At 45.7% G+C, this 24,636-nt stretch carries 26 protein-coding genes; 14 read left to right on the top strand and 12 right to left on the bottom strand.

Annotated features, from left to right (window positions below; all coding sequences use genetic code 11):
• Nucleotides 1–9 precede the first annotated feature (9 nt).
• From C1S74_RS19085 to C1S74_RS19075, 3 genes are all read left to right on the top strand, one after another.
• Nucleotides 10–696, top strand: a complete 687-nt coding sequence (locus C1S74_RS19085) for a potassium channel family protein (protein ID WP_045396894.1) — start codon at nt 10–12, stop codon at nt 694–696.
• Nucleotides 689–1,840, top strand: a complete 1,152-nt coding sequence (locus C1S74_RS19080) for an AI-2E family transporter (protein WP_045396891.1) — start codon at nt 689–691, stop codon at nt 1,838–1,840. Before C1S74_RS19085 ends, C1S74_RS19080 begins: the two co-directional genes overlap by 8 nt.
• 191 nt (nt 1,841–2,031) lie before the next feature.
• Complete coding sequence (locus tag C1S74_RS19075; RefSeq protein ID WP_045396889.1) at nt 2,032–2,700, top strand: DUF2057 domain-containing protein; 669 nt, start codon at nt 2,032–2,034, stop codon at nt 2,698–2,700.
• A 91-nt stretch (nt 2,701–2,791) separates the two neighbouring features.
• Here the strand turns inward: C1S74_RS19075 and C1S74_RS19070 are convergent, their stop codons facing one another.
• From C1S74_RS19070 to C1S74_RS19060, 3 genes are all read right to left on the bottom strand, one after another.
• Nucleotides 2,792–3,628 carry a DUF481 domain-containing protein gene (locus tag C1S74_RS19070; protein WP_045396888.1) on the bottom strand — a complete coding sequence of 279 codons (837 nt, stop codon included), beginning with the start codon at nt 3,626–3,628 and terminating at the stop codon, nt 2,792–2,794.
• 125 nt (nt 3,629–3,753) lie between these two features.
• On the bottom strand, nt 3,754–4,197 hold the full coding sequence (locus C1S74_RS19065; RefSeq protein WP_045396886.1) for an RDD family protein: 444 nt from the start codon (nt 4,195–4,197) through the stop codon (nt 3,754–3,756).
• Between the two features lie 119 nt (nt 4,198–4,316).
• Nucleotides 4,317–5,081, bottom strand: coding sequence for a ferredoxin--NADP reductase (locus C1S74_RS19060; protein ID WP_045396884.1), 765 nt, complete (start codon nt 5,079–5,081; stop codon nt 4,317–4,319).
• 209 nt (nt 5,082–5,290) lie between these two features.
• Between C1S74_RS19060 and C1S74_RS19055 the strand changes: the two genes are divergently transcribed.
• Entirely contained in the window at nt 5,291–5,743 is a 453-nt protein-coding gene (locus C1S74_RS19055) for an acyl-CoA thioesterase (protein ID WP_045396882.1), read from the top strand.
• Between the two features lie 308 nt (nt 5,744–6,051).
• Here the strand turns inward: C1S74_RS19055 and C1S74_RS19050 are convergent, their stop codons facing one another.
• Entirely contained in the window at nt 6,052–6,270 is a 219-nt protein-coding gene (locus tag C1S74_RS19050; protein WP_045396881.1) for a VF530 family protein, read from the bottom strand.
• A gap of 149 nt (nt 6,271–6,419) precedes the next feature.
• Here C1S74_RS19050 and C1S74_RS19045 point away from each other — a divergent pair, with 149 nt between their 5' ends.
• Nucleotides 6,420–7,349, top strand: a complete 930-nt coding sequence (locus tag C1S74_RS19045) for a LysR family transcriptional regulator (protein ID WP_045396879.1) — start codon at nt 6,420–6,422, stop codon at nt 7,347–7,349.
• Here C1S74_RS19045 and C1S74_RS19040 read toward each other — a convergent pair.
• On the bottom strand, nt 7,346–7,636 hold the full coding sequence (locus tag C1S74_RS19040; protein ID WP_005436210.1) for a putative quinol monooxygenase: 291 nt from the start codon (nt 7,634–7,636) through the stop codon (nt 7,346–7,348). The genes C1S74_RS19045 and C1S74_RS19040 overlap by 4 nt on opposite strands.
• A gap of 265 nt (nt 7,637–7,901) precedes the next feature.
• Here C1S74_RS19040 and C1S74_RS19035 point away from each other — a divergent pair, with 265 nt between their 5' ends.
• Together C1S74_RS19035 and C1S74_RS19030 are read left to right on the top strand one after the other, a co-directional pair.
• Nucleotides 7,902–8,741 (top strand): LysR family transcriptional regulator, encoded by an 840-nt coding sequence (locus C1S74_RS19035; protein ID WP_045396878.1) that lies wholly within the window; start codon nt 7,902–7,904, stop codon nt 8,739–8,741.
• A 106-nt stretch (nt 8,742–8,847) separates the two neighbouring features.
• Nucleotides 8,848–9,567, top strand: coding sequence for a hypothetical protein (locus C1S74_RS19030; protein ID WP_045396876.1), 720 nt, complete (start codon nt 8,848–8,850; stop codon nt 9,565–9,567).
• A 179-nt stretch (nt 9,568–9,746) separates the two neighbouring features.
• Here the strand turns inward: C1S74_RS19030 and C1S74_RS19025 are convergent, their stop codons facing one another.
• Complete coding sequence (locus C1S74_RS19025) at nt 9,747–10,913, bottom strand: D-alanyl-D-alanine carboxypeptidase family protein (RefSeq protein WP_045396874.1); 1,167 nt, start codon at nt 10,911–10,913, stop codon at nt 9,747–9,749.
• A gap of 253 nt (nt 10,914–11,166) precedes the next feature.
• On the opposite strand from C1S74_RS19025, the gene C1S74_RS19020 reads away from it, so the two are divergent.
• A complete protein-coding gene (locus C1S74_RS19020) occupies nt 11,167–12,462 on the top strand; it encodes an alpha/beta fold hydrolase (protein WP_045396873.1) in 1,296 nt (431 codons plus the stop codon).
• Between the two features lie 100 nt (nt 12,463–12,562).
• Here the strand turns inward: C1S74_RS19020 and C1S74_RS19015 are convergent, their stop codons facing one another.
• Nucleotides 12,563–13,051, bottom strand: coding sequence for a GNAT family N-acetyltransferase (locus C1S74_RS19015; protein ID WP_045396871.1), 489 nt, complete (start codon nt 13,049–13,051; stop codon nt 12,563–12,565).
• A gap of 350 nt (nt 13,052–13,401) precedes the next feature.
• Here C1S74_RS19015 and trhO point away from each other — a divergent pair, with 350 nt between their 5' ends.
• The gene (gene trhO / locus C1S74_RS19010) at nt 13,402–14,382 is read left to right on the top strand and encodes an oxygen-dependent tRNA uridine(34) hydroxylase TrhO (protein WP_045396869.1); all 981 of its coding nucleotides are present in this window, start codon (nt 13,402–13,404) and stop codon (nt 14,380–14,382) included.
• Between the two features lie 78 nt (nt 14,383–14,460).
• On the opposite strand, the gene C1S74_RS19005 is transcribed toward trhO, so the two are convergent.
• The 3 genes from C1S74_RS19005 to C1S74_RS18995 all read right to left on the bottom strand — a co-directional run bounded on the left by C1S74_RS19005 (nt 14,461) and on the right by C1S74_RS18995 (nt 17,411).
• Nucleotides 14,461–15,630, bottom strand: a complete 1,170-nt coding sequence (locus C1S74_RS19005; RefSeq protein ID WP_045396867.1) for a DUF1501 domain-containing protein — start codon at nt 15,628–15,630, stop codon at nt 14,461–14,463.
• A gap of 8 nt (nt 15,631–15,638) precedes the next feature.
• Nucleotides 15,639–17,027: a DUF1800 domain-containing protein gene (locus tag C1S74_RS19000; RefSeq protein WP_045396866.1), complete on the bottom strand. Its 1,389-nt coding sequence runs from the start codon at nt 17,025–17,027 to the stop codon at nt 15,639–15,641.
• 78 nt (nt 17,028–17,105) lie between these two features.
• Complete coding sequence (locus tag C1S74_RS18995) at nt 17,106–17,411, bottom strand: DUF6482 family protein (RefSeq protein WP_045396864.1); 306 nt, start codon at nt 17,409–17,411, stop codon at nt 17,106–17,108.
• Nucleotides 17,412–17,521: 110 nt separating this feature from the next.
• Between C1S74_RS18995 and C1S74_RS18990 the strand changes: the two genes are divergently transcribed.
• The 3 genes from C1S74_RS18990 (at nt 17,522) to C1S74_RS18980 (ending at nt 20,315) form a co-directional block, all read left to right on the top strand.
• Nucleotides 17,522–19,003 carry a cryptochrome/deoxyribodipyrimidine photo-lyase family protein gene (locus C1S74_RS18990; protein ID WP_045396863.1) on the top strand — a complete coding sequence of 494 codons (1,482 nt, stop codon included), beginning with the start codon at nt 17,522–17,524 and terminating at the stop codon, nt 19,001–19,003.
• 80 nt (nt 19,004–19,083) lie between these two features.
• On the top strand, nt 19,084–19,584 hold the full coding sequence (locus C1S74_RS18985) for a fasciclin domain-containing protein (protein ID WP_045396861.1): 501 nt from the start codon (nt 19,084–19,086) through the stop codon (nt 19,582–19,584).
• A 41-nt stretch (nt 19,585–19,625) separates the two neighbouring features.
• The gene (locus tag C1S74_RS18980) at nt 19,626–20,315 is read left to right on the top strand and encodes a flavin reductase family protein (RefSeq protein WP_038869013.1); all 690 of its coding nucleotides are present in this window, start codon (nt 19,626–19,628) and stop codon (nt 20,313–20,315) included.
• 17 nt (nt 20,316–20,332) lie between these two features.
• Here the strand turns inward: C1S74_RS18980 and C1S74_RS18975 are convergent, their stop codons facing one another.
• Nucleotides 20,333–21,205: a patatin-like phospholipase family protein gene (locus tag C1S74_RS18975; protein ID WP_045396860.1), complete on the bottom strand. Its 873-nt coding sequence runs from the start codon at nt 21,203–21,205 to the stop codon at nt 20,333–20,335.
• A 183-nt stretch (nt 21,206–21,388) separates the two neighbouring features.
• Nucleotides 21,389–22,030, bottom strand: coding sequence for a MarC family protein (locus tag C1S74_RS18970; RefSeq protein ID WP_005437917.1), 642 nt, complete (start codon nt 22,028–22,030; stop codon nt 21,389–21,391).
• Between the two features lie 210 nt (nt 22,031–22,240).
• Between C1S74_RS18970 and nfsA the strand changes: the two genes are divergently transcribed.
• Together nfsA and C1S74_RS18960 are read left to right on the top strand one after the other, a co-directional pair.
• Nucleotides 22,241–22,963: an oxygen-insensitive NADPH nitroreductase gene (gene nfsA, locus C1S74_RS18965; protein WP_045396858.1), complete on the top strand. Its 723-nt coding sequence runs from the start codon at nt 22,241–22,243 to the stop codon at nt 22,961–22,963.
• Between the two features lie 547 nt (nt 22,964–23,510).
• A complete protein-coding gene (locus tag C1S74_RS18960; protein WP_045396857.1) occupies nt 23,511–24,632 on the top strand; it encodes a polysaccharide export protein in 1,122 nt (373 codons plus the stop codon).
• Nucleotides 24,633–24,636: the final 4 nt, after the last annotated feature.

Raw genomic sequence — 24,636 nt, 5'->3', positions numbered from 1 at the left:
AGGCAAACCATGGCTATTGGAAAAAAACTTAAAAACATTAATGAAGAGAACAACTTCTTCTACCTGACTTTGGCTCTTATCGGCCTGTTGATCGGTGGTGCATTTGTTCAGGTCGTAGGGGAAGGTGCGATGGAGCATCTTCTGCAAGGCTTCACCATTCTAACTTTCGTCGTTTGTATGGCGAGCCTGCGTTTTGACAAGAATTGGTCGCGCTTCCTATACACCTTATTAGGTACATGGGTTGTGGTCAGCGTGATCAAAACGGTGCTAGGTATAAAGGAAATGGACGTTGTCATGCTCGCCCTAACCTTCGCCTTCTTCTTTGGGACATTTAAGTCGATTGCAAGACAGATTCTCTTCACTGGGCACGTCAACACCAACAAGGTGATTGGCTCTGTTGCACTCTTCTTGCTGCTAGGTTTGATGTGGGCAATTGCCTACCTCATTCTGCTGGAATTCTCTCCAAACGCTTTCACCGGAATGGAAGCTATCTCTTGGGGTCAAAACTTCTCTAACGCAGCGTATTTCAGTTTCGTCACTCTAACCACTCTGGGTTATGGCGACATCAGCCCTCTAACACCCTTGGCGCAAGTCGTGGTGTATCTAGAGGCCATCGTAGGCGTGTTTTATATGGCGATTGTTGTTTCAAGTCTCGTCAGTTCCAACATTGAACATCAGGTAAACAAAAATGGATAAACAATCGGTAAAAATTGAAAGTAAGCTTTTCATCAGTAACATGGTGGAATCGGCAATACGAATCGGCTTGATCTTAATCTTGCTGATGTTTACATACGACATCATCAAACCTTTCATCCTTCCGGTGATATGGGGTGCCATCATTGCCGTCGCCCTGATGCCAATCTGTAAGAAACTGGCAAAAGTGTACGGTGGCAAACGTGGTCTCGCGGCAACCACCATTGCCCTGCTGGGTATCGCTCTACTGGTTACGCCTCTAGTGATGGTTTCAGGTTCTATTGTAGATGGTGCAACACATGCGTTGGATGTATTGCAAAGTGGCGATATTAAAATCCCAGGTCCAAAAGCATCGGTAGCGGACTGGCCTCTGGTCGGTGACAAGCTTTACGAAGTATGGACACTGTTCGCAACAAACCTAGAAAAAGCAATCCAAACCTTTATGCCACAAATCAAGGCAGGTCTGACTTCTCTGCTTGGTATGGTCGGTGGCGCGCTGGGTAGCTTGTTACTTTCTATCATTTCTTTAGCGATTGCAGCTGGCTTTATGACTTACTCTGAGTCTCTAGCATCTGGGCTGCAAACCATTGCGGTTCGTACTGCTGGTGAAAATGCGAAAAGCTGGACAACACTTATTGCTGCAACCATCAAGAGTGTTCTGCTTGGCGTCGTTGGTGTGGCAGCCATTCAAGCACTATTGATTGGCGCTGGCTTCTTCATCTTTGGCGTACCGGCTGCGGGCTTACTGACTCTAGTATTGATGATTCTGTGTATCGCACAGCTACCTGCGCTACTAGCGGTTCTGCCAGTTATCGGTTACATGTACATGACGCAAGACACAAGCACAGCAACAATGTTTACTGTTTGGGTTGTAGTTGCGGCATTGTCTGAAAACCTATTCAAACCAATGTTAATGGGTCGCGGCGTTGATGTACCAATGCCAGTGATTCTCCTTGGTGCTATCGGCGGTATGTTGTTCTACGGCATTGTTGGTCTGTTCTTAGGTGCGGTTATTTTAGCGATTTGGTATGAACTGTTCGTTTGGTGGTTGAGCATTGAAAAAGCGCAGCAGCAACAAGAAGCTTTAGAGGATCATTCCGAACAAGTAACAGAACAGAGCGAAGCCGGAGATGGCGCTGGTATCTAATTGTTCTATCAATTGAAACAAACCGCTGCTTGCAGCGGTTTGAGCTATTTGGCTCACAGTTTCATCGACCCGAATAAGATTAAAATGACGTTCTTGTTAAATTTTCATACTTCTTACATTCGAGAGTTGCAATAAAGCACTTTACGATGCACTCTCGGTGACCACAAATGACAGTGCTTAGGATAAAAACAATGAAATTGATCAAGCCTTTAACTTGCGCGCTTGCTCTTACAATGAGCGGAATGGCATTCGCCGACGTAACCGTAAGTGTTCCTGACGACGTTTCAGTTTTGGCAGCAAACGGCGAAAAAGTAAAACTATCTGGTGGCTTCTTCGCTTCTGAAAAGAGCTTCACTCTACCTGACGGAGTAAACCAAGTTGTTTTCCGTTACGCGCCATACTTCAGCCAAGGTAATGACCGCCTAAGCGTTGAGAGTGACGTGATCGTAACTCGTTTCGATGCGACAGATGCAGAACTGACGCTACAACTGCCGGAATACCGTGACCTTCGTGAAGCCGAAAATAAAATCAAAGATCTAGATTGGAAACTGGTTGATGGTTCTGGCAACGCGATCGCAGTAGAGCAAGACAAACTAATGAAGCCTGGCATGCAAATCGGCCGCGACTACGTTCGTGAAGTGGAAGATTACAACAAAGCTGGTGGTGCAGCGGCTATTGGTGTTGCGACTGTAGCGGCTGTTCAACCAGTAACTCTTCCTGCAAAAATCCCAGCAGACATGAAGCAAACTAAGCCTGCGACAATGAAAGCAGATTCAACGGCTGAAGAGATGCTGCATTTCTGGTACCAAAAAGCGGACGCAGAAACACAAGCGCGCTTTAAAGAGTACATCAACAACTAATAAGCCTGCTTGAATAAGCAAAAAGCTCATCGGCAAGTTGCTTTAAAGAACCACTCAATGTTAAAGCCACACATCGTTGTGGCTTTTTTGTTCAGAACTTATACGCCATTGTCAGCATCGGACCATAAAACCGATACGTTACATCCAGCGCGGTATTCTCGCTTTCGTAATCCACACCGACTTCGTAATAGTTGAATGACCCTGTCATACTAAATTGATCAGTGAATAAGTACTTAGCGCCAAAATCGACTTCCAGCAAGTAACCTTCAATATCATCCACCGCTAGATAGAACACCTGCGCGTGGCTCTTCAAAATCCAATCTGGCGTCAGTGAATATTCCGCTCGAATCCCTAAATCAGGCAAAGGCGCAGTCACGTCGCTCAACACAGCATCATCGACAAACATGACGGGAACCTCATCCACCCCGCTTACTTTTGCACCAAGCTTTCCATCTAAACCTAATGACAACCACATCACATGCAAACCAGCTAATACATCCACCGCCCATTTATCGCTGGTATAGAATTGATAGCCATAACCTAAACGTGCAATATCGATATTCAACTCTGTTGTAAGCTTGGAACCTGCCTGAACCGCGTACGTCGTACCATCTATCGTCACCTCAAAAGGCTTGGTCACTGCGGTGCGCGTTGCTTCTCGGTGTAGGCTACGCCAATCCACATACACACTGTGTTTGGGGTTAAAGTAATACTCAATTTCCACGTACGGCAGCACAGTAAACTCTTTCAAATCGAGATCCGATTCAAAATCGATGGTGCGTATTTGGTCGAGGTAAGGGTCGTAAGCGTTGAGTTTGGTATCGGTTCGGGAGAAAAATCCACCCGCTTCAATCTCCCACTCACCTGCACAAGCAGCCGATGAGAAAAGTGCCGCGAGACAGACCGCCCAACCAGCTTTGTTCATCATCCTTGATCCTAAGCTATTGAATTTATATCTGAAGAAAGTGTAGCCGCTGGAGGAGGGTTATGGAAAGACGAGTCGCTCGCAACTCTGAATAAAACAAACGATTCAAAACCGAATCAGCGAGCGACTTAGCAATTTACTACTTTAGTGCCAGAGAGCATGTCATGCAGTAAGCGTCGTTTAGGATGGAAGAAAAACAAAGTGATGTTCATCAACGGTGTAAACGGGATAAGCATTTCAATTGAGTAGCTTATGCACAGTCGCAGTGAGGCGACCACTTTAGTCGTGTCATGGCCATTCTTCATCACCACTTTAATGCCGACTAAACGCATGCCGATAGTCTGGCCTTCACGCAACAGATTCCAATTCACTAGCATCAACATCGGAATCGTCAAGATATAGTTTGCTTTCGTCTCATTGACGAGCTGGAGGTTTTCATGGAGAGAAAGCTCGAAACCGTTGATAAGTGAATTGATCGTTAAGGCAATAAGCAGCACTATCCCCGTCACGATCATGAAATCAATCAGCCCACCAATAAATCTGCGCTTTTTACTGGCAATTGAGCACCACATGCTTTCTCCTTAAATGCAAGCTGATGCATTCTAGGGATGAGGGTAAGCGTACTCAATTCAGAGAAGTTATATTTGTGACTCTCTCTCAGAAGTGAGATGGTCTAAAAATTGATCAACACTTACCAATACCTCTCGTAAATAATATTGCCACCGGTTCGGCTACGATACTTCTCTAAACCTAACTCTTGCAGCACTGGAGAGGTGTCTTTGATCATTTCTGGGTTACCACACATCATGACAAAACTGCTTTCTTTAGAAAAAGGTAAGTCTGCGCGATTGACCAGCTCTCCCGAAGCAATCAACTCTGGAATACGACCTTGTAGTTTACCGGGAATACTTTCTCGGCTGACAATAGGAACATAACGCAAGCGACCTTCGTATCGTTGTTGAAGCTGCTCGATTAGGTATTGGTAAACCAAGTCTTTTTCGTAGCGAACACCATGTACCAGCACAATATGGTCACTGTGTGGCAGCAAGTTGATATTGTCTAACAAAGAGAGAAATGGACCAATGCCAGTACCGGTTGAAAGTAACCACAAATCATTAGCTTGTTTGGGAATGGTATCGTGAATTAAGTCACCGTGAGCAGTCTCACCGACATAAATAGACTCACCTGTCTTGAGCTGTTGCAGTTTAGGAGTTAATTGCCCTTCGGGGTTGGCAACGATTAAGAATTCGAGCCATTCAAACTGTTCGCTGGGAGCATTCACCACCGAGTAAGCACGACTGATTGGGTTGCCCTGCTCGTCGAGCAACGCGAGTTTGGTAAATTGTCCGGCTTTGAAGGAGAGCGGTGCGCCGGAAACTCTTAAACTGAACAGTTCTCCTGTCCAATCGATTCGCTTTTCTACCAAGGCAAGATTGAAACCTTTCAGTTCAGTCATTGGACATCTCCTTTTGGTTACGCTTACTTAAACCTACGCCTCACAACTGACTATGTAAAGTTTTTAGTTTACAAAAATAAGCATCCATTTTATTTTACAATTTAAATACAATCTTATTACATTTTAATCAGTTCCATCTAGAATAAATACTCAAAATGATAAGTCGCTTAGCAAATTGCGGCAACATCGAGGAAAAAGGAACAAGAGCAATGGATACACTATTAAAAGACTTCTCTGTGATCACCGAAATCAAAGTGGCTTGGGGAGAAATGGATGCCCTACAACACGTCAATAATACCGTGTACTTTCGGTACTTCGAGACCGCACGTTTGGACTACTTCAACAAGATTAATCTGTTAGTTGATTTGCAGACGTCTCACATCGGTCCGGTGCTGAGTGAAACCCAATGCCGCTACAAACTGCCAGTCACGTTTCCAGATACACTCCTGATTGGCTCGCGTGTTATCGACATGCAAGAAGACCGCATGACGATGGAGTACCAAGTGCTGAGCAAAAAGTGGGGCAAGATTGTGACCATCGCAACAGCAACCGGTGTGATGTTTGATTTTAAGAACAACGTGAAAGCCGCGATTCCCGACCACGTGCGCCAATCGATTTTAGAGTTAGAAGGAACGGTGGGCAGTACGCATAATTTGGAATAGCAAATAGGCGAGAAGCGAGGGATTAGAGTCGAGATTCCCGACTACGCTCCTTCGTCGCTATCGGGAATTACGCAGAGGTACTCTTCCAGCCCACGCGATAAGAAAACCTGCTTCATTCTAGCGAGACAAGGCGAGACTAAGAATCTACTTACAGCTTGCTGCAGACCATAGAGCGATGAATAAACTCAATATAATCTGAGAGTAGATTCTCGTTTGGTACTAGCTCTACAATACCATCTCAGGCGTCATTCCGGACGAGCCTAAGCGAGCCATCCGGAATCTCTCTTTTAGACATTCACCAAATCCAATTAACAGAACGTCTCAATATACAACGCTTCCACTTTGTCTCGTGCCCATTGCGTTTTACGTAGGAACTTCAAAGACGATTTGATCGACGGATCTTTCTGAAAACAATTAACACGAACACGTTCATGCATTCCTTTCCATCCAAAATGTTCCACTAAGCGGGTAAGGATTTTCTCTAAACTCAACCCGTGCAATGGGTTATTCGGTTGTTGATTGCTCATGGTTTTGATCCAGTATTGATTTCTCTAATGCATTGCGGGCTAATCTAACTCAAACCCAGCACGTAACCTAATGTTATTACGGTTTGGCATTGAATTACTCTGCGCATCTCCCCTATAGTAGCTCAAACTTCAAAAAAGCCCTTTTCACTATGAAAGCCCTCAACGATCTCAATATCTTTGTCGAAACTGCACGCCAAGGCAGTTTTTCAAAAGCCGCTAACAGCATGGACATGACACCTGCTGCCATCAGCGCATCGATCAAACGTCTTGAAGGACAAATTGGGTTTCCGCTTTTCGTTCGCTCAACGCGCAGCTTACGTTTAACCTCGGAAGGCGAACTGTTTTTGGATAAAACCACCCAGGCATTAGCGACACTGCAAGAAGGCTTGGACCAAATTTCTAGCGCACGTGGCGAGCTATCAGGTCAACTGCACATCACTGCGCCATCCGATTTTGGGCGTAACATGCTCCTAGATTGGGTGGATGAATTCATCGATATTTACCCTAATGTGACTATCAAACTTGAGCTTTCTGACAGCCTCACCGACATGTACACCCAACCAGTAGACATTGCGATTCGTTACGGTGAACCAGCGGACTCCAACCTTGTTGTGTTGGCATTGTGTGGTGCAAATGAACGCATTCTGTGTGCCTCTCCAGAATACGTCGTGAATAATCCAGTGCTGAACAAACCGGAAGATCTTAACCAACACAACTGCTTGTGTTATATGGTCGCCGATTCGGTGTACAACAAATGGACGCTGACTCGTGAGGGCGACACCGAACAAGTAGTCGTGAGTGGCAAGCTATTAAGCAACGACAGTGACTTATCGCATCGATTAGCGATTAAAGGCAAAGGCATCGCCAACAAGTCACTGATGGACATCAGCCAAGATTTAATTGAGGGAAGATTGGTACGAGTGTTACCCGAGTGGGATTGCGGCCCTGTACCACTTTACATGGTATGTGCTGACCGCCGTTTATTGACACCGACCATTCGCACCTTCCGCGAATTCATTCACGAAAAATGCTGCCAGCAACGTAAAAAAGTACTGGCAACATTCCGCTCGGAAGCTTAACCGACAAACGTCATTGGGCGAATCTGAGAATATTCAACCCAGTCGTTATCTTCTAGCGTCGAGATAAACTGTGCGATATGTGGGCTTTGTAGGTGCTTATCTAACGCTTCTTGCGATGCCCAAATTTCTTGGAACATAAACAAGCCTTCGATCTTTTGATCCAAATACAGTTCGTATTGGCAACAACCCTCTTCTTCACGAGAAGGTTCTAGTAGACCAGAAAGTAAGTTGGTTACGTTGTCGATACTATCTGGGTACGCTTTAATTTCTGCAACTAAGTGGATCATCTCTAAACCTCTGTGAATACTGTTGTATCCCAACAATTTAAACGCTCAACGAACAGAGAAAAATCACCCTAAGCTAAAAACATCTTCAAAATAAATTTGAAAATAGGCGTTCAAGTACAGACAACCATCAACATCTAAGCTCACGATTGTGACCGTATTCCCAAAGCCTGTATCATCCAATAACCCATTGCCATTATTCGGGTACATTAAAATAAACTAGGCGAACATGATCTCGCACTACGGTGATTTCAGGGTAGGAAAACACATGGACTTGAATCTACTAACGACATTCTTGGCGGTCTATAACCATCGTTCGATTACCGTTGCTTCTGAGGAGCTCGACCTAACCCAGCCGGCGGTGAGCTCTGCAATTAAAAGGCTAGAAGCCGTTATTGGAAAGACTTTGTTTGTACGTGAGGGCCGGGGAATTGCGCCAACAGGGGCCGCTGTATCACTGGCACATAAAATCGAAGATCCGCTTACCGTGTTAAGTGGTATCGAGCAGAACAAACAAACGCTCAATGTATATTGCACAGAGAGCTTAATACAATTCATGGCTGAGATACCTAACGTACGCTTTATTGAGGCGCCACTAGACGAAGAGCAGCTTTTTGATGCTCTTACCACACAGAAAGTCGACCTGGTCATTGATGTGATATCCAACAAACGTCACTCATTGATTGAAGAGATCCTGTTTGAAGACGAAGCAGTTTGCTTAACGAGACAAGGGCATCCGAGAATCCACGAGTCCTTACACTACGACCAATACTTTGCAGAAGCACACATCGCTTTGAAAGTCAGACGCTCACAAATGAACACGATTGATTTTCTCTCCTATAAACCTATTGAGCCACGCAATGTCGTTATCGAGACCAGTTCAATATCCAGCATGTTGATGCTTGTAAGTACAACCGATTACATCGCTTCATCAACCAAGTCATTGGCCGAAAAACTAGCCCCTAAGCTCGGGTTGAATATTCACCCTATTCCTCTTGAATTGCGTCCTATCCGCTTTCGTATGCTTTACCACCGTCGCTACAGAGATGATGAGCAACACATCCATGTACGTGAGGCCATCAAGCGCGCTATCCCACAGCACGACTAATTAACCAAATTTATTCCTTAACCTAAGTTCGCTTTATTTTTCAGCAAAGCCGTTTCAGAAATAATCTCCAGCACTTGTTTTTCATATCAATGAACTGGAGATATCCATGAAAAATTTTCGTATGTTACCCCTTACATTAGCGTGCGTGAGCACCTCTGTTTTCGCCAACAAGACACAGGTCTATGTCGAGCAAAACATCGCTTCTAACGCAGCCGAACAAGGCACTTATACGACCGAGGCCGGGGCTACGATAAACACTTCCGAAAATGGTCAAGTGTACATTGGGTTTGATGACCAAGGATGGCTCGCTGCGGGTTATGGGCATGACTTCTCCCTCAGCGAATCACTCACGCTTAATTTATACGGTGAACTCGGAAAGTGGGAAACGGGCGAAGAAATGTTGCTAGAAGCAACCATCGATTATCAAGTAACCGACAATTTCAATCTCTTTGCTGGCTATGGATACAACCGCTCAAGTCAAACGCTAGAGCAACTCAGTGATACCTCCATTAATAGCAATCAACTTATCCTTGGTACAGGGCTAACCATGGGTAACTGGGCACTTGATTATCAGTACACACATGAAAATCGTGATGGTTCTAACGGAGGATTTACGCATGTTGGTGGTGATTTTTACTTCAGCCAAGATGCCTACCGCACCAATGAGCACGAACTCGTGCTGTCGACAAAAATCGATGACTGGACACCTTACTTGAAATATACCTATTTCAATACCAATGAGGGCGAGCTATCGACGTCAAGCTCCATGAGTAACATCGTCGAAAACGACAGTATTTGGACCATCGGTTTGTCCTACGATTTCTAACCCCTAACAAATCAGAACCGCTAACCTTTGGCAGATGGATTTGCCCCCTCCCTTTCACTGACATATTACGACTTATCGTTAACTGGCATGGATGGATAGACAAATAGGTAGAAAACGCATCTTGTCTAACATGATACGACAAAGTGCTAGAATCTACCCCACTAGAACGCAGTATCGAGCTAGCGAAACAGCGACTTCACCCACAGCACCAAACTGTCCCATAGCTTACCAATCCACGAGCCCTCTTCCACTACTTGGTTACTTACCAACGGATAGCTGGCCACAGCTTTATCGTCACTCTTCCACACCACTTTGCCAACCACATCCCCTTTCGCGATGGGAGCAATCAACGGCTCATTCACTACCACGCTCTTGTCTAAACCGGCGGTTAGAGAGCGAGGCAGCGTCAGGTACGCATCTTGAGCGAAGCCCAAATCAATCTCACTGACGTCACCTTTCCACACCTTTGCACTCGCCTGGACCTCGCCCTGTTTTGCCACTTGTTTGGTGTCATAGAAGCGGAAGCCATAACTGAGCAGATTCTTAGACTGGCTAATACGCGACTGTTTGCTTGGCGTTCCCATCACTACAGAGATCAATCGCATCTTTCCTTGTTTTGCAGAACTCACCAAACTGTACCCTGCATTGCTGGTGTATCCGGTTTTACCACCATCGACATCCATCGATTTATCCCACAGCAGTTTGTTGCGGTTGTATTGGGTGATCTTGTTCCACTTAAATACCTTCTCACTGTATAGCGAGTAGACATCAGGCACGTCATTGATGATAGATTGCATCAGTGTTGCCATATCATTGGGAGAAGTTTGAATGCCCTCGCTATCCAAACCATGAGAGTTAACGAAGTAGGTGTCGTTCAAGCTGAGCTTATCCGCCCAACCGTTCATCAACGCGACAAACGCCCCCTCACTGCCCGCGACATGCTCGGCAAGTGCCACACATGCATCATTACCAGATTGAATGATCACGCCACGCATTAAATTCGCGACTGTGATTTCGTCTTTGGGTTGAATGAACATTTTTGAGGAATCGGGGAATTTGGCTGACCACGCGTTTTCGCTCACTGTCACCTTGTCATCCCAATTGAGTCGCCCTGCTTTGATTTCTTGCCCTACCACATAAGCGGTCATCAGCTTGGTTAAACTGGCAGGGGCAAGTCCAGCGCGAGCATTTTGCTCAGCTATAATGGCACCGGATTGAAAATCCATCAGCACGTAACCCTTCGCCTGCAATTGAGGCGGGTTCGGCGTCACTACCGCCAATGCGGGCGCACTAATGGTCTTTAGCAGTAAACAAGCGAGCGTGATTCGGGTTAGTGACGTGTTCATCAAGCATCCTCCATGGTCAATGACCGCCAAATGTCTCGTTTCATAAAAACGGTAAGACAGTGATGTCTAAACTGCACCTATCAGATCATAGTTCACTCAGTGCATACCAACACGGAAAGATCGAAGAGTTTCTGTTTTGAGTGCCATTCCATGCCTTTCAGGCTTCAAAAATCGAGTTCTTACAACAAATCTATTGTTTCTAATAAGGAATTCGATATCGTAAAGCGACTATAAACAAGGACAGACCATAACAATGAACGCTCAATCATTTATCGACGCAGGACTGCATTACACGCCCCACTCGTTCACCGTGCCACTGGATTACCAAGATCTAAGCAAAGGCACGATCAACGTCTTCGCTCGCTCCGTTTGTTTAGTCGGCGATGAAGACTCAGACAAACCGTGGTTAGTGTATTTTCAAGGCGGTCCGGGCTTCCCTTCTCCCCGTCCAAACGGGAACAACGGCTGGATCAAACGCGCACTGAGTGAGTATCGTGTACTGCTGCTCGACCAACGCGGCACAGGCAACAGCAGCGTGATTAATCACCAGACGCTTGCACACCTCACGCCGGAGCAACAAGCAGACTACTTGAGCCATTTCCGCGCAGACAACATTGTTCGCGATGCAGAATTTATCCGTGAACAATTTGGTGTTGAGAAGTGGGCGATTTTGGGTCAGAGCTTTGGTGGTTTCTGCTCACTAACTTACCTATCGCTGTTCCCGAACAGCTTGCTGCAAAGCTACATCACAGGTGGTGTGCCTTCGGTTTCTCGCCATGCCGATGATGTGTATCACGCGACTTTTAAGCGCACGATGGAGAAGAACCAAGCCTTCTTCCAGCAATTCCCACAAGCGCAGCAACTGTGCCAAAACATTGCCAATCACTTATTGGAGCACGAAGAATTTCTGCCAAATGGTCAGCGTTTTACTGTCGAACAGTTCCAACAAATCGGGATTAACTTTGGTGTCAGTGACACCTTCTTACCCACTTACTACTGGCTAGAAAGTGCTTTGATTGAAGTGAACGGTAAGCCTCAGCTTCGATATGAATTTCTCAATGACATGCTGGCGCAGCAAAACTTCCAGACCAATCCAATTTACGCGATTCTGCACGAGTCGATTTACTGCCAAGGGTTTGCTTCTCAATGGAGCGCGCACCGAGTACGTCGAGAGCACGATGCGTTCAACTACGAACAAGGTAAGCCGTTCTACTTTACCGGAGAAATGGTCTTCCCTTGGATGTTCGACCAATACGTAAACTTAAAGCCACTGAAAGAAGCGGCAGAGTTACTGGCAGAGAAAGCCGATTGGACGCCGTTATACGATGCGCAGCAGCTGGAAAACAATAAGGTACCTGTTAGTTGCGCAGTCTATGCGGACGATATGTTTGTGGAAATGGACATCAGCCGTGAAACACTCGCTGCAATGCCGAACTCGAAAGCGTGGATCACCAACGAATATGAGCACAACGGTCTTCGCGCAGATGGTGAGCGCATTCTCGACAAGTTAATTGCGATGGGTAAACAAACCGCAGCAACGTTGAAATGAGCAGCTAGCGCTCAGAAATCGCTAAAAACCTAGATAGAAAAACGCCTCTTTATCACAAGATAGAGAGGCGTTTTTGGTTCGATTCACGTTTAAATCGACGCTAGTCTTTGACTCGCTTGGTCATCATTTTGGTGATCACGCGGTAGCCCATCTTATGGTAGAAATCTTCACCTTCGTGATTAAATGACGCCACAGTTAAACCCAGTTCTTCAATATCTTGGCCGCACAAATCGCTCTCGATTTTATCCATCAAAGACAAACCAATACCTAAGTTACGGTGGCTTTCAGACACCACCAACTCATTGATATAACCGACGCGTCTTTCTGGAGAGAGAATCGAGTTGACTTCTCGCACTGTGCCAGAGATAAAACCAACCACCTGTCGGTTCGAACAAGCAATAAAAGCCGTGATGCTGCCATCAAAATATTTATCGAAGATGTTGCGATCTTCCCTTAACTGCGCCATTTCTTCCGGAGAACGGTAGAAATCTGGCTCAGCATCATAATGAGAGGTGTCGAGTTCGACCAAGAGCGTTTTCAACAGTGGGACGTCTTCTTCTCTTAGTCTTCGGATATGAAACTGTTGCATGTTGAATTCCTTTGCCAACCAACCTGCATCGAACACAGGTCATTGCTTCAACTGATTATCGAATAAGAAGTTTTAGGAATGTGAAGCGAAACCACAGTACAAATTTCGACCATTCATGTCGAGCATGTTTTCAACACTTTGAAGATTTTTTACTAATAATTTGAACATCCACAAAAATTTTAGGGCATTCCGGTCCAATTGTTTTCAATAGCACTTTGCTTGATGGATATAGAAAATATCCGCATAGTTTGTCCGTATTTCCGACTAAATTACTCAGGTATACTCCGAGCCGCTAAAATTGTTAGGTATCGAGCCGTCGAACCATCGACCTTTTAAAGTAAGGAATAATCATGAGTCAGTATGTTGTCTGTGCCCTGTATAAGTTTGTGGAACTGGAAAACTACCAAGAGTTACGCGAGCCATTGCTTGCTCTAATGGAAGCCCTCGGTGTACATGGAACGTTGCTACTGGCGAGTGAAGGTATTAACGGCACGGTTGCAGCGAAACGCGAGGGTATTGATGCACTGCTTACACGGCTAAATGCCGAGCCGAGCCTTACTGGTATTGTTTACAAAGAGTCGTACTCAGATACTCAGCCGTTTAACCGCACCAAGGTAAAGCTAAAGAAAGAGATCGTGACATTGGGCGTTGAAGGCATCGATCCTCGTCATGTCGTTGGCACCTACGTGAAGCCGCGAGATTGGAACGATCTGATTGCTGATCCAGAAGTTTTTGTGGTTGATACTCGTAATGACTATGAAATTGAGATCGGAACATTTAAAGGTGCAGTTAACCCAAATACTGACACGTTCCGCGAATTTCCTGACTATGTAAAACAAAACATGGATCCAGAGAAACACAAAAAAGTCGCGATGTTCTGTACTGGTGGTATTCGCTGTGAAAAGTCGACTGCTTACATGAAAGAGCAGGGCTTTGATGAGGTATACCACCTAGAAGGCGGTATTCTGAAATACCTTGAAGAAGTACCAAAAGAAGAAAGCTTGTGGGAAGGCGATTGCTACGTATTCGACGGTCGCGTTGCGGTGAACCACCAGCTAGAAAAAGCGGACTACGACTTGTGTAACGCTTGCCGACTGCCAATCACCGAAGAAGACAAACAATCAGAACAGTTTGAGCAAGGCGTAAGCTGCCCGAAATGTTTTGGTAAACACAGTGAAGAGCAAGTAGCGCGCTTCCGCGAACGTGAAAAGCAAGTGTCGTTAGCAGCGGTTCGTGGCGAACAACACGTCGGTGGTGAAAGTGCCAAACAACGTGAGCAGCGACGCGCAGAAAAACTGGCGAAGAAAGACGCACAGCGCAAGCAAGCGTAAGATTCAAACACATTAAACACAAACGCCCCGCTTCTGGCTTGGAGACGGGGCGTTTTTGTTATCGTTGGAAGGTAAAACCTAAGATGATCGGATAAGGCCTGCGTAAGCTTTATCTGAGCCGCTGTCAGGAAATACGCTTTCTAGCGCACTCGATTCTATGCTCATGTGTTGTTGTAGAACGGCTTTGATCACCGCCCTCATATCATTAGCAGGCGCTAAGTCTCGCCCTTCATAAAGCTCAGCTTGGGCAAGCCCCGGAAATTCTCCCAACACCTTGCCTCCTTCGATGGCTCCACCAGCAATAAACATGGCGTTTGCTGTTCCATGATCGGTGCCTTTGGTTCCGTTTTCCGCTGCGGTGCGTCCAAATTCACTTGCCGCCATCACGACGGTTTTCGACCAGTTATCCCCTAACGCTTTCTTTAGGTTGGCAAGACCACTATCCAATGTACGTAATTGATTGGCTAACCTTCCTGTTTCTGCGCCTTGGCCTGCATGAGTATCCCATCCGCCCAGTTCCAATACCGCGATGTTAGGACCACCTTCAGCAGAGAGAAAGGTTCCCGCTTGAGACGCCAAGACAGGAAACTGCTTACCGGGACGATTTCGATTCGACATCATTTCGATCTTCAGCGCTTCTTCAAAATTACTCGCAAGCTTCTCATCACTTTGAAACAACGCCTCTAGCAGCTCCACTTGGCTGTCTCGCGCTTGCAAATTGTTTGGATACCAACTGCTGACCGCCTTCTCTCCTTGAACAATCAAAGGTAACCCTGAATCGATCGCCAAGCCTTTCGACTTCGCATCCAGTTGCAGCAATCGGTTTAACCACCCATCACGATGTAACGGATTGTCTGTGCCGTTTTCTAACACCTTTTGCCCATCAAAATGAGAGCGCTCACGATACGCGGTGGCACAAGCATGAACCATCGCCATCTGCTTATTTTGATACCACTCGAAGCTGGTTTTCATCGCCGGATGCAAACCATAAAAATCGTCGAGTTTATTCAGTTTTTCTGTTGCTAAACCAATCGTCGGACGGAGAGTTAAATACTGCTTATCAGCATAAGGAACCACAACGTTTAATCCATCCATCGCACCACGCAGCGTAATCCAAACAAAGATATTTGGAGAGCTAGATTGAGCAAAGACTGCATTAGGCAACAAGCTTGTTGCGCCCACGGCGAAAGCGGATTTCAAGAATTGTCGACGAGTCGATGTTAAGTTCGTTTGTTTATCTAATGTCATCACTCACCTCACCGATACTGAAATTGCGGGCTAAGCCAAAGTAGGGAAAGCTTCATCTCTGCAGATGGGGCTTTGTTCATCACCAACCTTGTGTGTTCGTCCAACGCATTGCCGTAGAGCTGTTGGCTAATTTGCTCAACAAAAGCTTGTGGTTTCACACCTTCGGACTTGGCACTTTTCACCGCCAGTCGAGCGATTCGATTCGCTAACTGCCACCGCTGAGTTAGCGCCGAAGGACTGTTGTAATCCGCATCTTTGTCTGGCCAACCAGCAGGAGAACCCGCCATAAAAGGAGGCTGACCTAAGCTTCTTTGCGCACCGAGTAATTTATTCCCCGACTTGCTCATTTGCATCTCATTCGATTCGGGAAAACGGACATCAGCACTGCGCAAAACTGCAAATAACCACTCTTGAGAAGTGCGAAAGCGCACCGCCTCTGCCGATTGGCTCAAAACGCTTTGAATCAACAATCGATAAACCGGAAGCAAATCCCCTTTACCTTTCAAATAAGCTTGGCTAAGCGGTTCAACCAAGGCTTCACCGGAGGGTCCTAGGAAATGCTGCACCAACTTACGTGCAATATGTTTTGCGGTATCAGGATGAAGCGCAAGATCTCTCAAACACGCTCGGCCTTGTTCAATACCTTGTTGAGAGTAGCGCTTGCCAAGCAGAGTTATCGAGCCTGGTTCATGGGTTCTTGAATTAAATTGGAAACCAACTTTTGGTGCTTTGAACCCGACACTCCAGCCAGTAATGGCTTTTGACAGTTCAATCACGTCTTGTTGTGTATATTGGCTATCAACACCAAGCGTGTGCAGCTCCATGATTTCTCGCGCGAGGTTTTCATTGAGCCCTTTACCCTGTTTGAGCCCTTGTTTGGAGTTCGGCCCTACCGACAAGTTGTTGTCCAGAAACATCAGCATGGTTGGGTGCTGACTCACCGCTAAGAGCATCTCAACAAAGTTGCCATTCCAGTGTTCTCGAATCACTTCATTTTCGACGCTTGCCACAATCGGACGCACCTTTCGAGTATCTGCCGATATGGCAAAATGGTTGCTCCAAAATTGAATCAAGCGTTCCTGAAATCCATACGGAGTGTGCAAAGTCTGCTCGTTGCGAGCCTCGACTTGCCGCAAATATTGCTCACGAAAGAACGCACCGATTTGCTTTTGCACTTCGCGCTTTTTGGTTGGGGATTGTTTGAGCTCTCGTTTGGTGTCATTGAGCTTTCTCAGTTCCAACAACACTTCATTTGTACTCGGCAACTTGGTTACTGCCTCATGCCAATAGGTCTTACTGCTTAGTTGCTTTTCTAAACTTGGCGAACTGTGTTGATAAAGGGGCCCAAAGCCGAACCGCTGCTCAGAGATAATGTCTTGAGTTGGGTAATACTGCATAGCCGATTCCGTGTGATGCTTTATGTCAGTCTAGCAAGCATCACATGGCGTCGAGTTCAATTTTTGGTTATTTCTCAGTCAGTAAAGCTGATTATCACGCAGAGGAACTTCTAATTCATTAGTACCATCTTTGGATGACTGCCCAACCATTTCGTCATAGGCACTTTGTTGGCGAAGCACCTGCTTTTTCGCTTTTAAGTTACGACACTGCTTTTGTAAATCCAGTATCGAATGCGCTCTTAAAAACTTGCCTTTATCGTCGGTGACAAAGTGTTCCTCTCCATCGACTAAGACGGATACTTGATACAAAGCGAGATCGAGAGAGTGGATAACAAGCTTGTCGATGTAGAAGAATTTTTCCAATTTACTGAGTGGCATAGACATAAAGCACCTCCTTGCTCCGTGCCTTTACGTCAACATCAATAAAATCGATCACTGAGTGAGAAATACGCCCCGCAAATACGTAGAAACCGAAAAAACAAGCGAGGGGCTCAATGCAAACCATCAACTTAGTGTGGCTAAAACGCGATTTACGCCTGACCGATCATACGCCTTTGCAACACGCTTTATCTTCGGAACATCCAACTGTGCTGCTCTATATTATCGAACCCATGTTACTGGATGACCCACATTACTCTGCTCGTCACTGGCGTTTTATTTGGCAATCACTCCAAGATATGAACAAAACACTCTCAGTGAATGGCCATCAAGTATCCGTAATGTCAGGCAGCGTAATAGATTGCCTCAGCGCGATTCAAAAACAGTTCAACATCAATGCTATTTTCTCCCATCAAGAAATCGGATTGAGTTGTACGTTTGAACGAGATAAACAAACATCGGCATGGCTTCAAGCACATAGTATTACGTGGCACGAATTTGAACATGGCGCCGTCATTCGAGGAGCAAAAGACCGACTCGGCTGGGATAAGCATTGGGATACGGTTATGCGAGCCAAAATAGAAGATATCGACCTTGAAAGTGCTTCTCTTGTTATTCTTGATACCGAAGCACTTGGTTGCTCGTTTACGCCACCTCCTTCTTGGTTGGAAAAAATCAAAGGGATGCAAACGGGCGGAAGTTCGCTCGCTTGGCAAACCATGGAAGACTTTTTTCAACGCCGAGGACGCGATTATTACCGAAGTATTTCTAGTCCAACAGCATCTCGAAATGCATGTACACGCCTCTCTCCCTACCTCGCATGGGGCAATATATCGCTTCGAGAAGTGTATCAATACCTGTTGCAACATTGGCAAGTGGCTGGGTTTCGTCGCAGCTTAATTGCGCTGTCTTCGAGACTGCATTGGCATTGTCACTTTATGCAGAAGTTTGAATCCGAATGCGAAATAGAATTTCGTTGTGTCAATAAAGCCTATGAACCTTTATTACAGCAAGCAAGCGTCAGAGATGAGGCACTACTAGACGCTTGGAAGTCAGGTACAACCGGGATACCGCTCATCGATGCTTGCATGCGTTGCCTTCATCACACCGGATACATCAACTTTCGCATGCGTGCGATGTTAGTGAGCTTTTTAACGCATCACATGAACATGGATTGGCGCGATGGCGTAACTCACTTAGCTCAGTTGTTCCTCGACTTTGAGCCGGGAATCCATTACCCACAATTTCAGATGCAAGCAGGGGTGACTGGCACCAACACTATTCGCATCTACAATCCGACGAAACAAGCACAAGAGCACGATTCTGACGGTGAGTTCATTCATAAATGGATTCCCGAGCTCGCAATGGTTCCCACGCCCTTGTTGTTTGAGCCATGGAAAATGACTGCAATGGAAACTGTCATGTACCAACTAGCTCCTGATTCCCGATATCTCGCGCCCGTCGTAAATGTAGATGCGAGCGCAAAGGCAGCAAGAGAGCGATTGTGGTCATGGCGCAAACGCACAGAAGTGAAAGTAGAAGGGGCAAGAGTTTTGGCGCAGCACGTTCGGCCTTCGAACAAAAAGAAAGCCAATTGATCGCCTAGAAAGAAGCGCGCGTACAAACAGGGACTTTTATCAGGGAGAGAGCGGTCCCCAAACAACTAAAGGAATGCACTATGTTGAAACGTATTTTGGTTACGACCACGGTTTTGTTTGCCACCTTTTCATTTTTACTGCCAGCAAAAGCCCACGAACACGGAATGATGAAAGAAGACATCGTTGATGTGGCTGTTGCAAATGGCTCTTTCAATACTCTGGTAGCAGCAGTCAAAGCCGCAGGCTTAGTGGATACACTGAAAGGTGAAGGCCCATTTACGGTGTTTGCACCGACTGACGAAGCATTTGCTAAGCTTCCAGATGGCACGGTGGATATGTTGCTGATGCCAGATAACAAAGACAAGCTGGTCGCGATTCTTACTTACCATGTGGTTCCGGGGAAAGTAATGGCCGCAGACGTAGTAAAAATGGATAAAGCGACGACAGTTCAAGGGCAAGACGTGATGATCAAAACCATGGGCGATAAAGTGATGATCAACAACGCCACCGTAATTGCCACCGACGTCAAAGCAAAGAATGGCGTGATTCATGTAATTGATGAAGTCATCATACCGAAATAAAATTAACAAGGAGGGCGGGCTCACCCGCCCCTTTCAAGGATATGGAAAACATCAAACTCTCGAAGCACGACATTCAAGCGATGGAGCAACGCCAACGCACCCGATTGATTAACTCTCTAGCGGGATACAAAAGCGCTAACCTCATCGGCACAAGGGACAGGCAGGGACAAGAGAACCTTGCTGTGGTGAGCTCGGTGGTTCATTTGGGTTCGCATCCACCTCTATTCGGCTTTATCGTTCGTCCACGCAAAAGCCGACGTCACACGCTAGAAAACATCCTCGATACCAAGCATTTCACCATCAACGCTATCGGCGTCGACTTTGTGCAAAAAGCCCATCAAACCTCCGCGCGCTACCCAAAGCATATCTCAGAGTTTGAAGCCGTAGGCCTGACACCTTATTACGATGATGCGTTTCCTGCGCCTTTTGTCCTTGAAAGTAACCTCAAGATGGGCCTAGCTTTGAAAGAACACATCAAGATTGAGAGCAATCAAACAGAGATGCTGATCGGTGAAGTATTAATGGTGCACGCACCGGAAAGAGCGATCATGCCAGACGGTTATCTCGATTTGGAACTGCTCGACTTGGTGACCATTTCCGGGCTAGACAGCTACCACGTGACACAGCGCCTACATCGGTTAAGTTATGCCAAACCTGACTCTCGTCTGTTCCCCTTAACAAGAGAAGGAGAACCTTCATCTTGGGGAGCGCTTGAAGTCGATTTGGACTAACTCCTCATACTCAAGAATTAAACACAAAAATGGCAGTTTTCTCTGTCTAAGCCGTGTTCACCTGCTCGATTGGTAAGGTGAGCGCGTCCTGCTTCCAACCCCATTTCATAGCCTTCGAGCAAGACAGATTGGCGCATAGACAATCGCTGAACGTTGAATTCATCTGGCGGAGCAACCACACGAACACGAGTGCCCTTGGGAGGATTGCGAATAAACTCAAGCGACTCATTGTAGTTCTCTGAGCGATGAAGCATAGCCTCTGCCATTTGTGGATGTTCAGCGAACAACTTCTTCATTAACCAAGGCGTCTTCACTGGCTTTTTCTCATAAGCCAAAGGATGTGAAAGAACAACTGTGATATCACGAGCACCGCGACGGTAAGCTTCTCGTACAGGAATGGAATCTGCCACACCACCATCGGTATAACAACCACCGGAGAAACACGGAGTATGTTTGTAAGCAATAGGCAGAGCGGTTGTTGCTTCCATCGCGTTGTGGAAGTTATGACGATTCACTCGATAGTAATCCGCTTTACCTGTATTGATGTTCGTCGTTGCCGCTAAGAAAGGAATGCCTTCAAACAGTTTCGCTTCATCGACTGGGTACAAACGATTTGACTCTTCAAACAACCATTTTACGTCGATCAAATCTCCACCTTTCAAAAAGCGTGTAGGATCGAAAAAGCGTTTGCTCGTCGCTAACTTGGTGATGACGTTAATGCTACGGTGCGGGTAATCAGTTAGATAACCGATCAAGTTTGAAGCCCCAGCTGATACGCCAATCGCAAAATCAAATGGTTTGTAGTCTTGCTCTAAGAATGCATCTAATACGCCGCTGGCAAAGACGCCACGCATTGCGCCACCTTCGACTACGATTGCTTTTGTTGCCATGTTTCCCCCCAATAAAGACGTTAAAAAGATTACTGAAATTCGTGCTACAGCAACAATCGGTTATTCTTATTATTGAGATAGGCGAAGTCTATGTGTTTCTTGCATTTTAAGTGGAAACTTAGGATCAAAAAATCGACATCAACCAAAGCGTTGATGTGGATATGCAGTCGTTCAAATCAGAAATTACGCAAAGACGGTTTTATACGCTTCGGCAGCACCTTCAATAAACATCTGTGTGCCAATCACCGCAAGGATCAATCCCATCATTTTGGTGATCACATTCAGGGCGCTTGGACCAACGGCTTTAACTAACTTGTCACCAAACAAAAACAGGACATAAGTCATCACACAAAGGACTGCGAATGAAGCAATGGTAATGATGGTTTCGGTGATTCCACCCGTTGTTGCAAAGTTCATCGCCGTCGCAAGTGTTCCTGGCCCTGCCAATATCGGCATTGCTAATGGCGAAACGGCAATGCTCAACGCGGCTTGTTCTTGCTCTGGTGAATAAGCCTTTTCCTTGGTCTTCTTGTGTGTCGATTCCCCTTGCAACATGTGGAAACCAATAAGGAATACTAAAATACCGCCAGTAATACGCAGTGCGTAAAGGGTAATACCAAATAGGTCAAAAATGACTTTGCCAGCAATAGCGAACACTGCAACGATAACAAAGGCGATAAATACAGAGCGAAACGCAATTGAGCGCACGGTTTGCTTGTCTTCATCCGCGGTCAGGCTTAAGAAGATAGGTATATTGGCGATAGGGTTCATAATGGCAAAAAAGCCCATGAATACAGTGACGGTATGAAGTATCAGTTCTTTCATGTTTTCTACATTCGTTAAGCTATTGATAATTCAAACCAGTATATACCTAACTTTATAAATAACGTCACTTTATGTTCACTGCACTTTCCAAGCGCCTCACTTTTGCTTGTCGCCACAGTTTGAAGCCCATGCTGGTTTACGCTCAATATAAATAGCGTTATGGTGAAGATTCAGCCAATACTAAGAACAAACTAAGGAAGTTGATTGATCATGAACAGTACGATTGAAACCATTCTCGGTCATCGCTCTATTCGTAAGTTCACCTCTGAGCCTATTGCAAGTGAGCAACTACAAACGATTCTCCAATCTGGATTAGCCGCCTCTTCTTCTAGCATGCTGCAAGTGGTCTCTATCATTCGTGTGACAGACGCAGAAAAGCGCAAACTGCTAGCACAATACGCTGGCAATCAGGCTTATGTTGAAAGTGCCGCAGAATTTTTGGTGTTTTGCATTGATTACCAGCGTCATGCAACCATCAACCCAGACGTTCAAGCTGACTTTACCGAATTGACCCTGATTGGTGCCGTGGATTCAGGCATCATGGCGCAAAACTGTTTGTTAGCTGCCGAGTCTATGGGGTTAGGTGGCGTATACATTGGTGGCTTAAGAAACAGTGCTGCGCAAGTCGATGAGCTACTCGGTTTACCTAAAAGTGCCGCGATTTTGTTTGGTATGTGTTTGGGTCATCCAGATCAAAACCCAGAAGTAAAACCACGCTTACCCGTTAACGTTATTGTCCACGAAAACCAATACCAAGCGCTGAATGTAGACGATGTACAAACCTACGATCAAACCATGCAAGAGTACTACGCGAGCCGTACAAGCAATCAAAAGCAGAGTGCATGGTCACAAGAAACCGCCGGAAAGCTCGCGGGAGAATCTCGCCCTCATATACTACCCTACTTAAACAGCAAAGGATTAGCGAAACGTTGATCAAGCCGCTCGGAGAAGGCCTCTGATGAGGCCTTTAAATATTATGAAACCATTCATTGCAATGAAAAAATCTGCATCAGCATCAAACTCTTACTTTTACACAGTTAATTCTTGTCAAAACCATAACAAACCACTATTGACCCGCCACAAAAAACAAGATCCAAATCACACTTCATAATAAATTAAATAAATATTTTCCAAAGATTCCCAACACTTATAAACATTTAATTGTTCACAAAAAAAGAAAAATTGTGAGCTATTAGCAACAATAAGAGCTAATTAAGAAAGATTTCTATCAAAAAATGGGCGAATCGCCCGCACATCCATAAAAAAAATCTATACATCACTGGATTTTAATCCATTTATCGTCTATTGCCCCAATGAACGAAATTCTTTAGAGTGCGCTCGCCAGATGCAACCCGTTTCCTATTGAGCATTTTATAAATTAAAAAAATAATTGTACTCAATACGTTATAGCGTGTTGTTTTAGCCAAAAAATAATGTTGTTCCTAGCAACTCGCTCTTTACGTCAGATGAATGAAAAAGCATGAATTTCAACCATACAAAGCTAGCCAGTTTACTCCTTTCCTCTGTACTTATCACTGGATGTACAGTACCGGGCAGCCACTTATCCACGAGTGGTAAGCACATCGTTGAAGACAGCAATGCCAGCTCGGCTGCAGACTTTAACGTATTTCCACTGACTCTTGATAACGTCTCTCAGCTGAAAAGCTCGGATGTAGAGACAAAAGCCAACCCTGCACTTGACCATCAGCTCGCGGCTTACGAGTATGAGGTAGGTCCTGGTGATATTCTGAATATCACTATCTGGGATCATCCGGAGCTAACTATTCCAGCAGGTTCTTACCGTAGTTCAGCGGAAGCAGGCAACTGGGTACATGCTGATGGCACCATCTTCTATCCATATATCGGTACTGTTGAAGTCGCGGGCAAGAACGTCCGCCAAATTCGTACCGATATTTCTAAAAAGCTGGCGAAGTACATTGAGAGCCCTCAAGTTGATGTGAGTGTTGCGGCATTCCGATCCAAGAAATCTTACATTACTGGCGAAGTAAACAAGCCTGGACAACAACCTATCACCAATATCCCCCTGACTTTGCTAGATGCCGTTAATCGTGCAGGCGGTTTAGCCGAAGACGCAGACTGGCGCAATGTCACACTGACTCGACAAGGCGAAGTCGAAAACATCTCTCTCTATGAGCTGATGCAAGAGGGTGACCTTACTGAAAACCGATTACTTCAACCAGGCGACATCGTGCATGTACCAAGAAATGACACTCAAAAAGTGTTCGTTATGGGGGAAGTTAACGATCCCAAGCTATTGAAAATGGATCGCGCAGGTATGAGCTTGACCGAAGCTCTAAGCAATGTTGGTGGTATCAATCAACTTTCTGCAGATGCGACTGGCGTGTTCGTTATTAGAAAAGCACTAGACAATCAAGCATTAGGCGATATTTACCAACTCGATATATCTGACGCAGCCGCGTTAGTAATTGGTACTGAATTTGACCTAAAGCCTTATGACATCGTGTATGTCACTGCGGCACCAGTCAGTCGTTGGAATCGTGTTATAGCACAACTAGTACCAACGATTTCAGGCTTCAATGAGCTTACAGAAGGTGTACTTCGTGTAAGAAATTGGCCGTAGCTCA

Source organism: Vibrio hyugaensis (assembly GCF_002906655.1).
In the GTDB taxonomy this organism is placed as follows: domain Bacteria; phylum Pseudomonadota; class Gammaproteobacteria; order Enterobacterales; family Vibrionaceae; genus Vibrio; species Vibrio hyugaensis.
Note: the sequence above shows the minus strand (reverse complement) of the source record. Positions and strands in the feature narration are given on the sequence as shown.

Coding starts and splice junctions, on each gene's coding strand:
- C1S74_RS19085 (WP_045396894.1), top strand. CDS start 10: ATGGCTATTGGAAAAAAACTTAAAAACATTAATGAAGAGAACAACTTC.
- C1S74_RS19080 (WP_045396891.1), top strand. CDS start 689: ATGGATAAACAATCGGTAAAAATTGAAAGTAAGCTTTTCATCAGTAAC.
- C1S74_RS19075 (WP_045396889.1), top strand. CDS start 2,032: ATGAAATTGATCAAGCCTTTAACTTGCGCGCTTGCTCTTACAATGAGC.
- C1S74_RS19070 (WP_045396888.1), bottom strand. CDS start 3,628: ATGATGAACAAAGCTGGTTGGGCGGTCTGTCTCGCGGCACTTTTCTCA.
- C1S74_RS19065 (WP_045396886.1), bottom strand. CDS start 4,197: ATGTGGTGCTCAATTGCCAGTAAAAAGCGCAGATTTATTGGTGGGCTG.
- C1S74_RS19060 (WP_045396884.1), bottom strand. CDS start 5,081: ATGACTGAACTGAAAGGTTTCAATCTTGCCTTGGTAGAAAAGCGAATC.
- C1S74_RS19055 (WP_045396882.1), top strand. CDS start 5,291: ATGGATACACTATTAAAAGACTTCTCTGTGATCACCGAAATCAAAGTG.
- C1S74_RS19050 (WP_045396881.1), bottom strand. CDS start 6,270: ATGAGCAATCAACAACCGAATAACCCATTGCACGGGTTGAGTTTAGAG.
- C1S74_RS19045 (WP_045396879.1), top strand. CDS start 6,420: ATGAAAGCCCTCAACGATCTCAATATCTTTGTCGAAACTGCACGCCAA.
- C1S74_RS19040 (WP_005436210.1), bottom strand. CDS start 7,636: ATGATCCACTTAGTTGCAGAAATTAAAGCGTACCCAGATAGTATCGAC.
- C1S74_RS19035 (WP_045396878.1), top strand. CDS start 7,902: ATGGACTTGAATCTACTAACGACATTCTTGGCGGTCTATAACCATCGT.
- C1S74_RS19030 (WP_045396876.1), top strand. CDS start 8,848: ATGAAAAATTTTCGTATGTTACCCCTTACATTAGCGTGCGTGAGCACC.
- C1S74_RS19025 (WP_045396874.1), bottom strand. CDS start 10,913: ATGAACACGTCACTAACCCGAATCACGCTCGCTTGTTTACTGCTAAAG.
- C1S74_RS19020 (WP_045396873.1), top strand. CDS start 11,167: ATGAACGCTCAATCATTTATCGACGCAGGACTGCATTACACGCCCCAC.
- C1S74_RS19015 (WP_045396871.1), bottom strand. CDS start 13,051: ATGCAACAGTTTCATATCCGAAGACTAAGAGAAGAAGACGTCCCACTG.
- trhO (WP_045396869.1), top strand. CDS start 13,402: ATGAGTCAGTATGTTGTCTGTGCCCTGTATAAGTTTGTGGAACTGGAA.
- C1S74_RS19005 (WP_045396867.1), bottom strand. CDS start 15,630: ATGACATTAGATAAACAAACGAACTTAACATCGACTCGTCGACAATTC.
- C1S74_RS19000 (WP_045396866.1), bottom strand. CDS start 17,027: ATGCAGTATTACCCAACTCAAGACATTATCTCTGAGCAGCGGTTCGGC.
- C1S74_RS18995 (WP_045396864.1), bottom strand. CDS start 17,411: ATGTCTATGCCACTCAGTAAATTGGAAAAATTCTTCTACATCGACAAG.
- C1S74_RS18990 (WP_045396863.1), top strand. CDS start 17,522: ATGCAAACCATCAACTTAGTGTGGCTAAAACGCGATTTACGCCTGACC.
- C1S74_RS18985 (WP_045396861.1), top strand. CDS start 19,084: ATGTTGAAACGTATTTTGGTTACGACCACGGTTTTGTTTGCCACCTTT.
- C1S74_RS18980 (WP_038869013.1), top strand. CDS start 19,626: ATGGAAAACATCAAACTCTCGAAGCACGACATTCAAGCGATGGAGCAA.
- C1S74_RS18975 (WP_045396860.1), bottom strand. CDS start 21,205: ATGGCAACAAAAGCAATCGTAGTCGAAGGTGGCGCAATGCGTGGCGTC.
- C1S74_RS18970 (WP_005437917.1), bottom strand. CDS start 22,030: ATGAAAGAACTGATACTTCATACCGTCACTGTATTCATGGGCTTTTTT.
- nfsA (WP_045396858.1), top strand. CDS start 22,241: ATGAACAGTACGATTGAAACCATTCTCGGTCATCGCTCTATTCGTAAG.
- C1S74_RS18960 (WP_045396857.1), top strand. CDS start 23,511: ATGAATTTCAACCATACAAAGCTAGCCAGTTTACTCCTTTCCTCTGTA.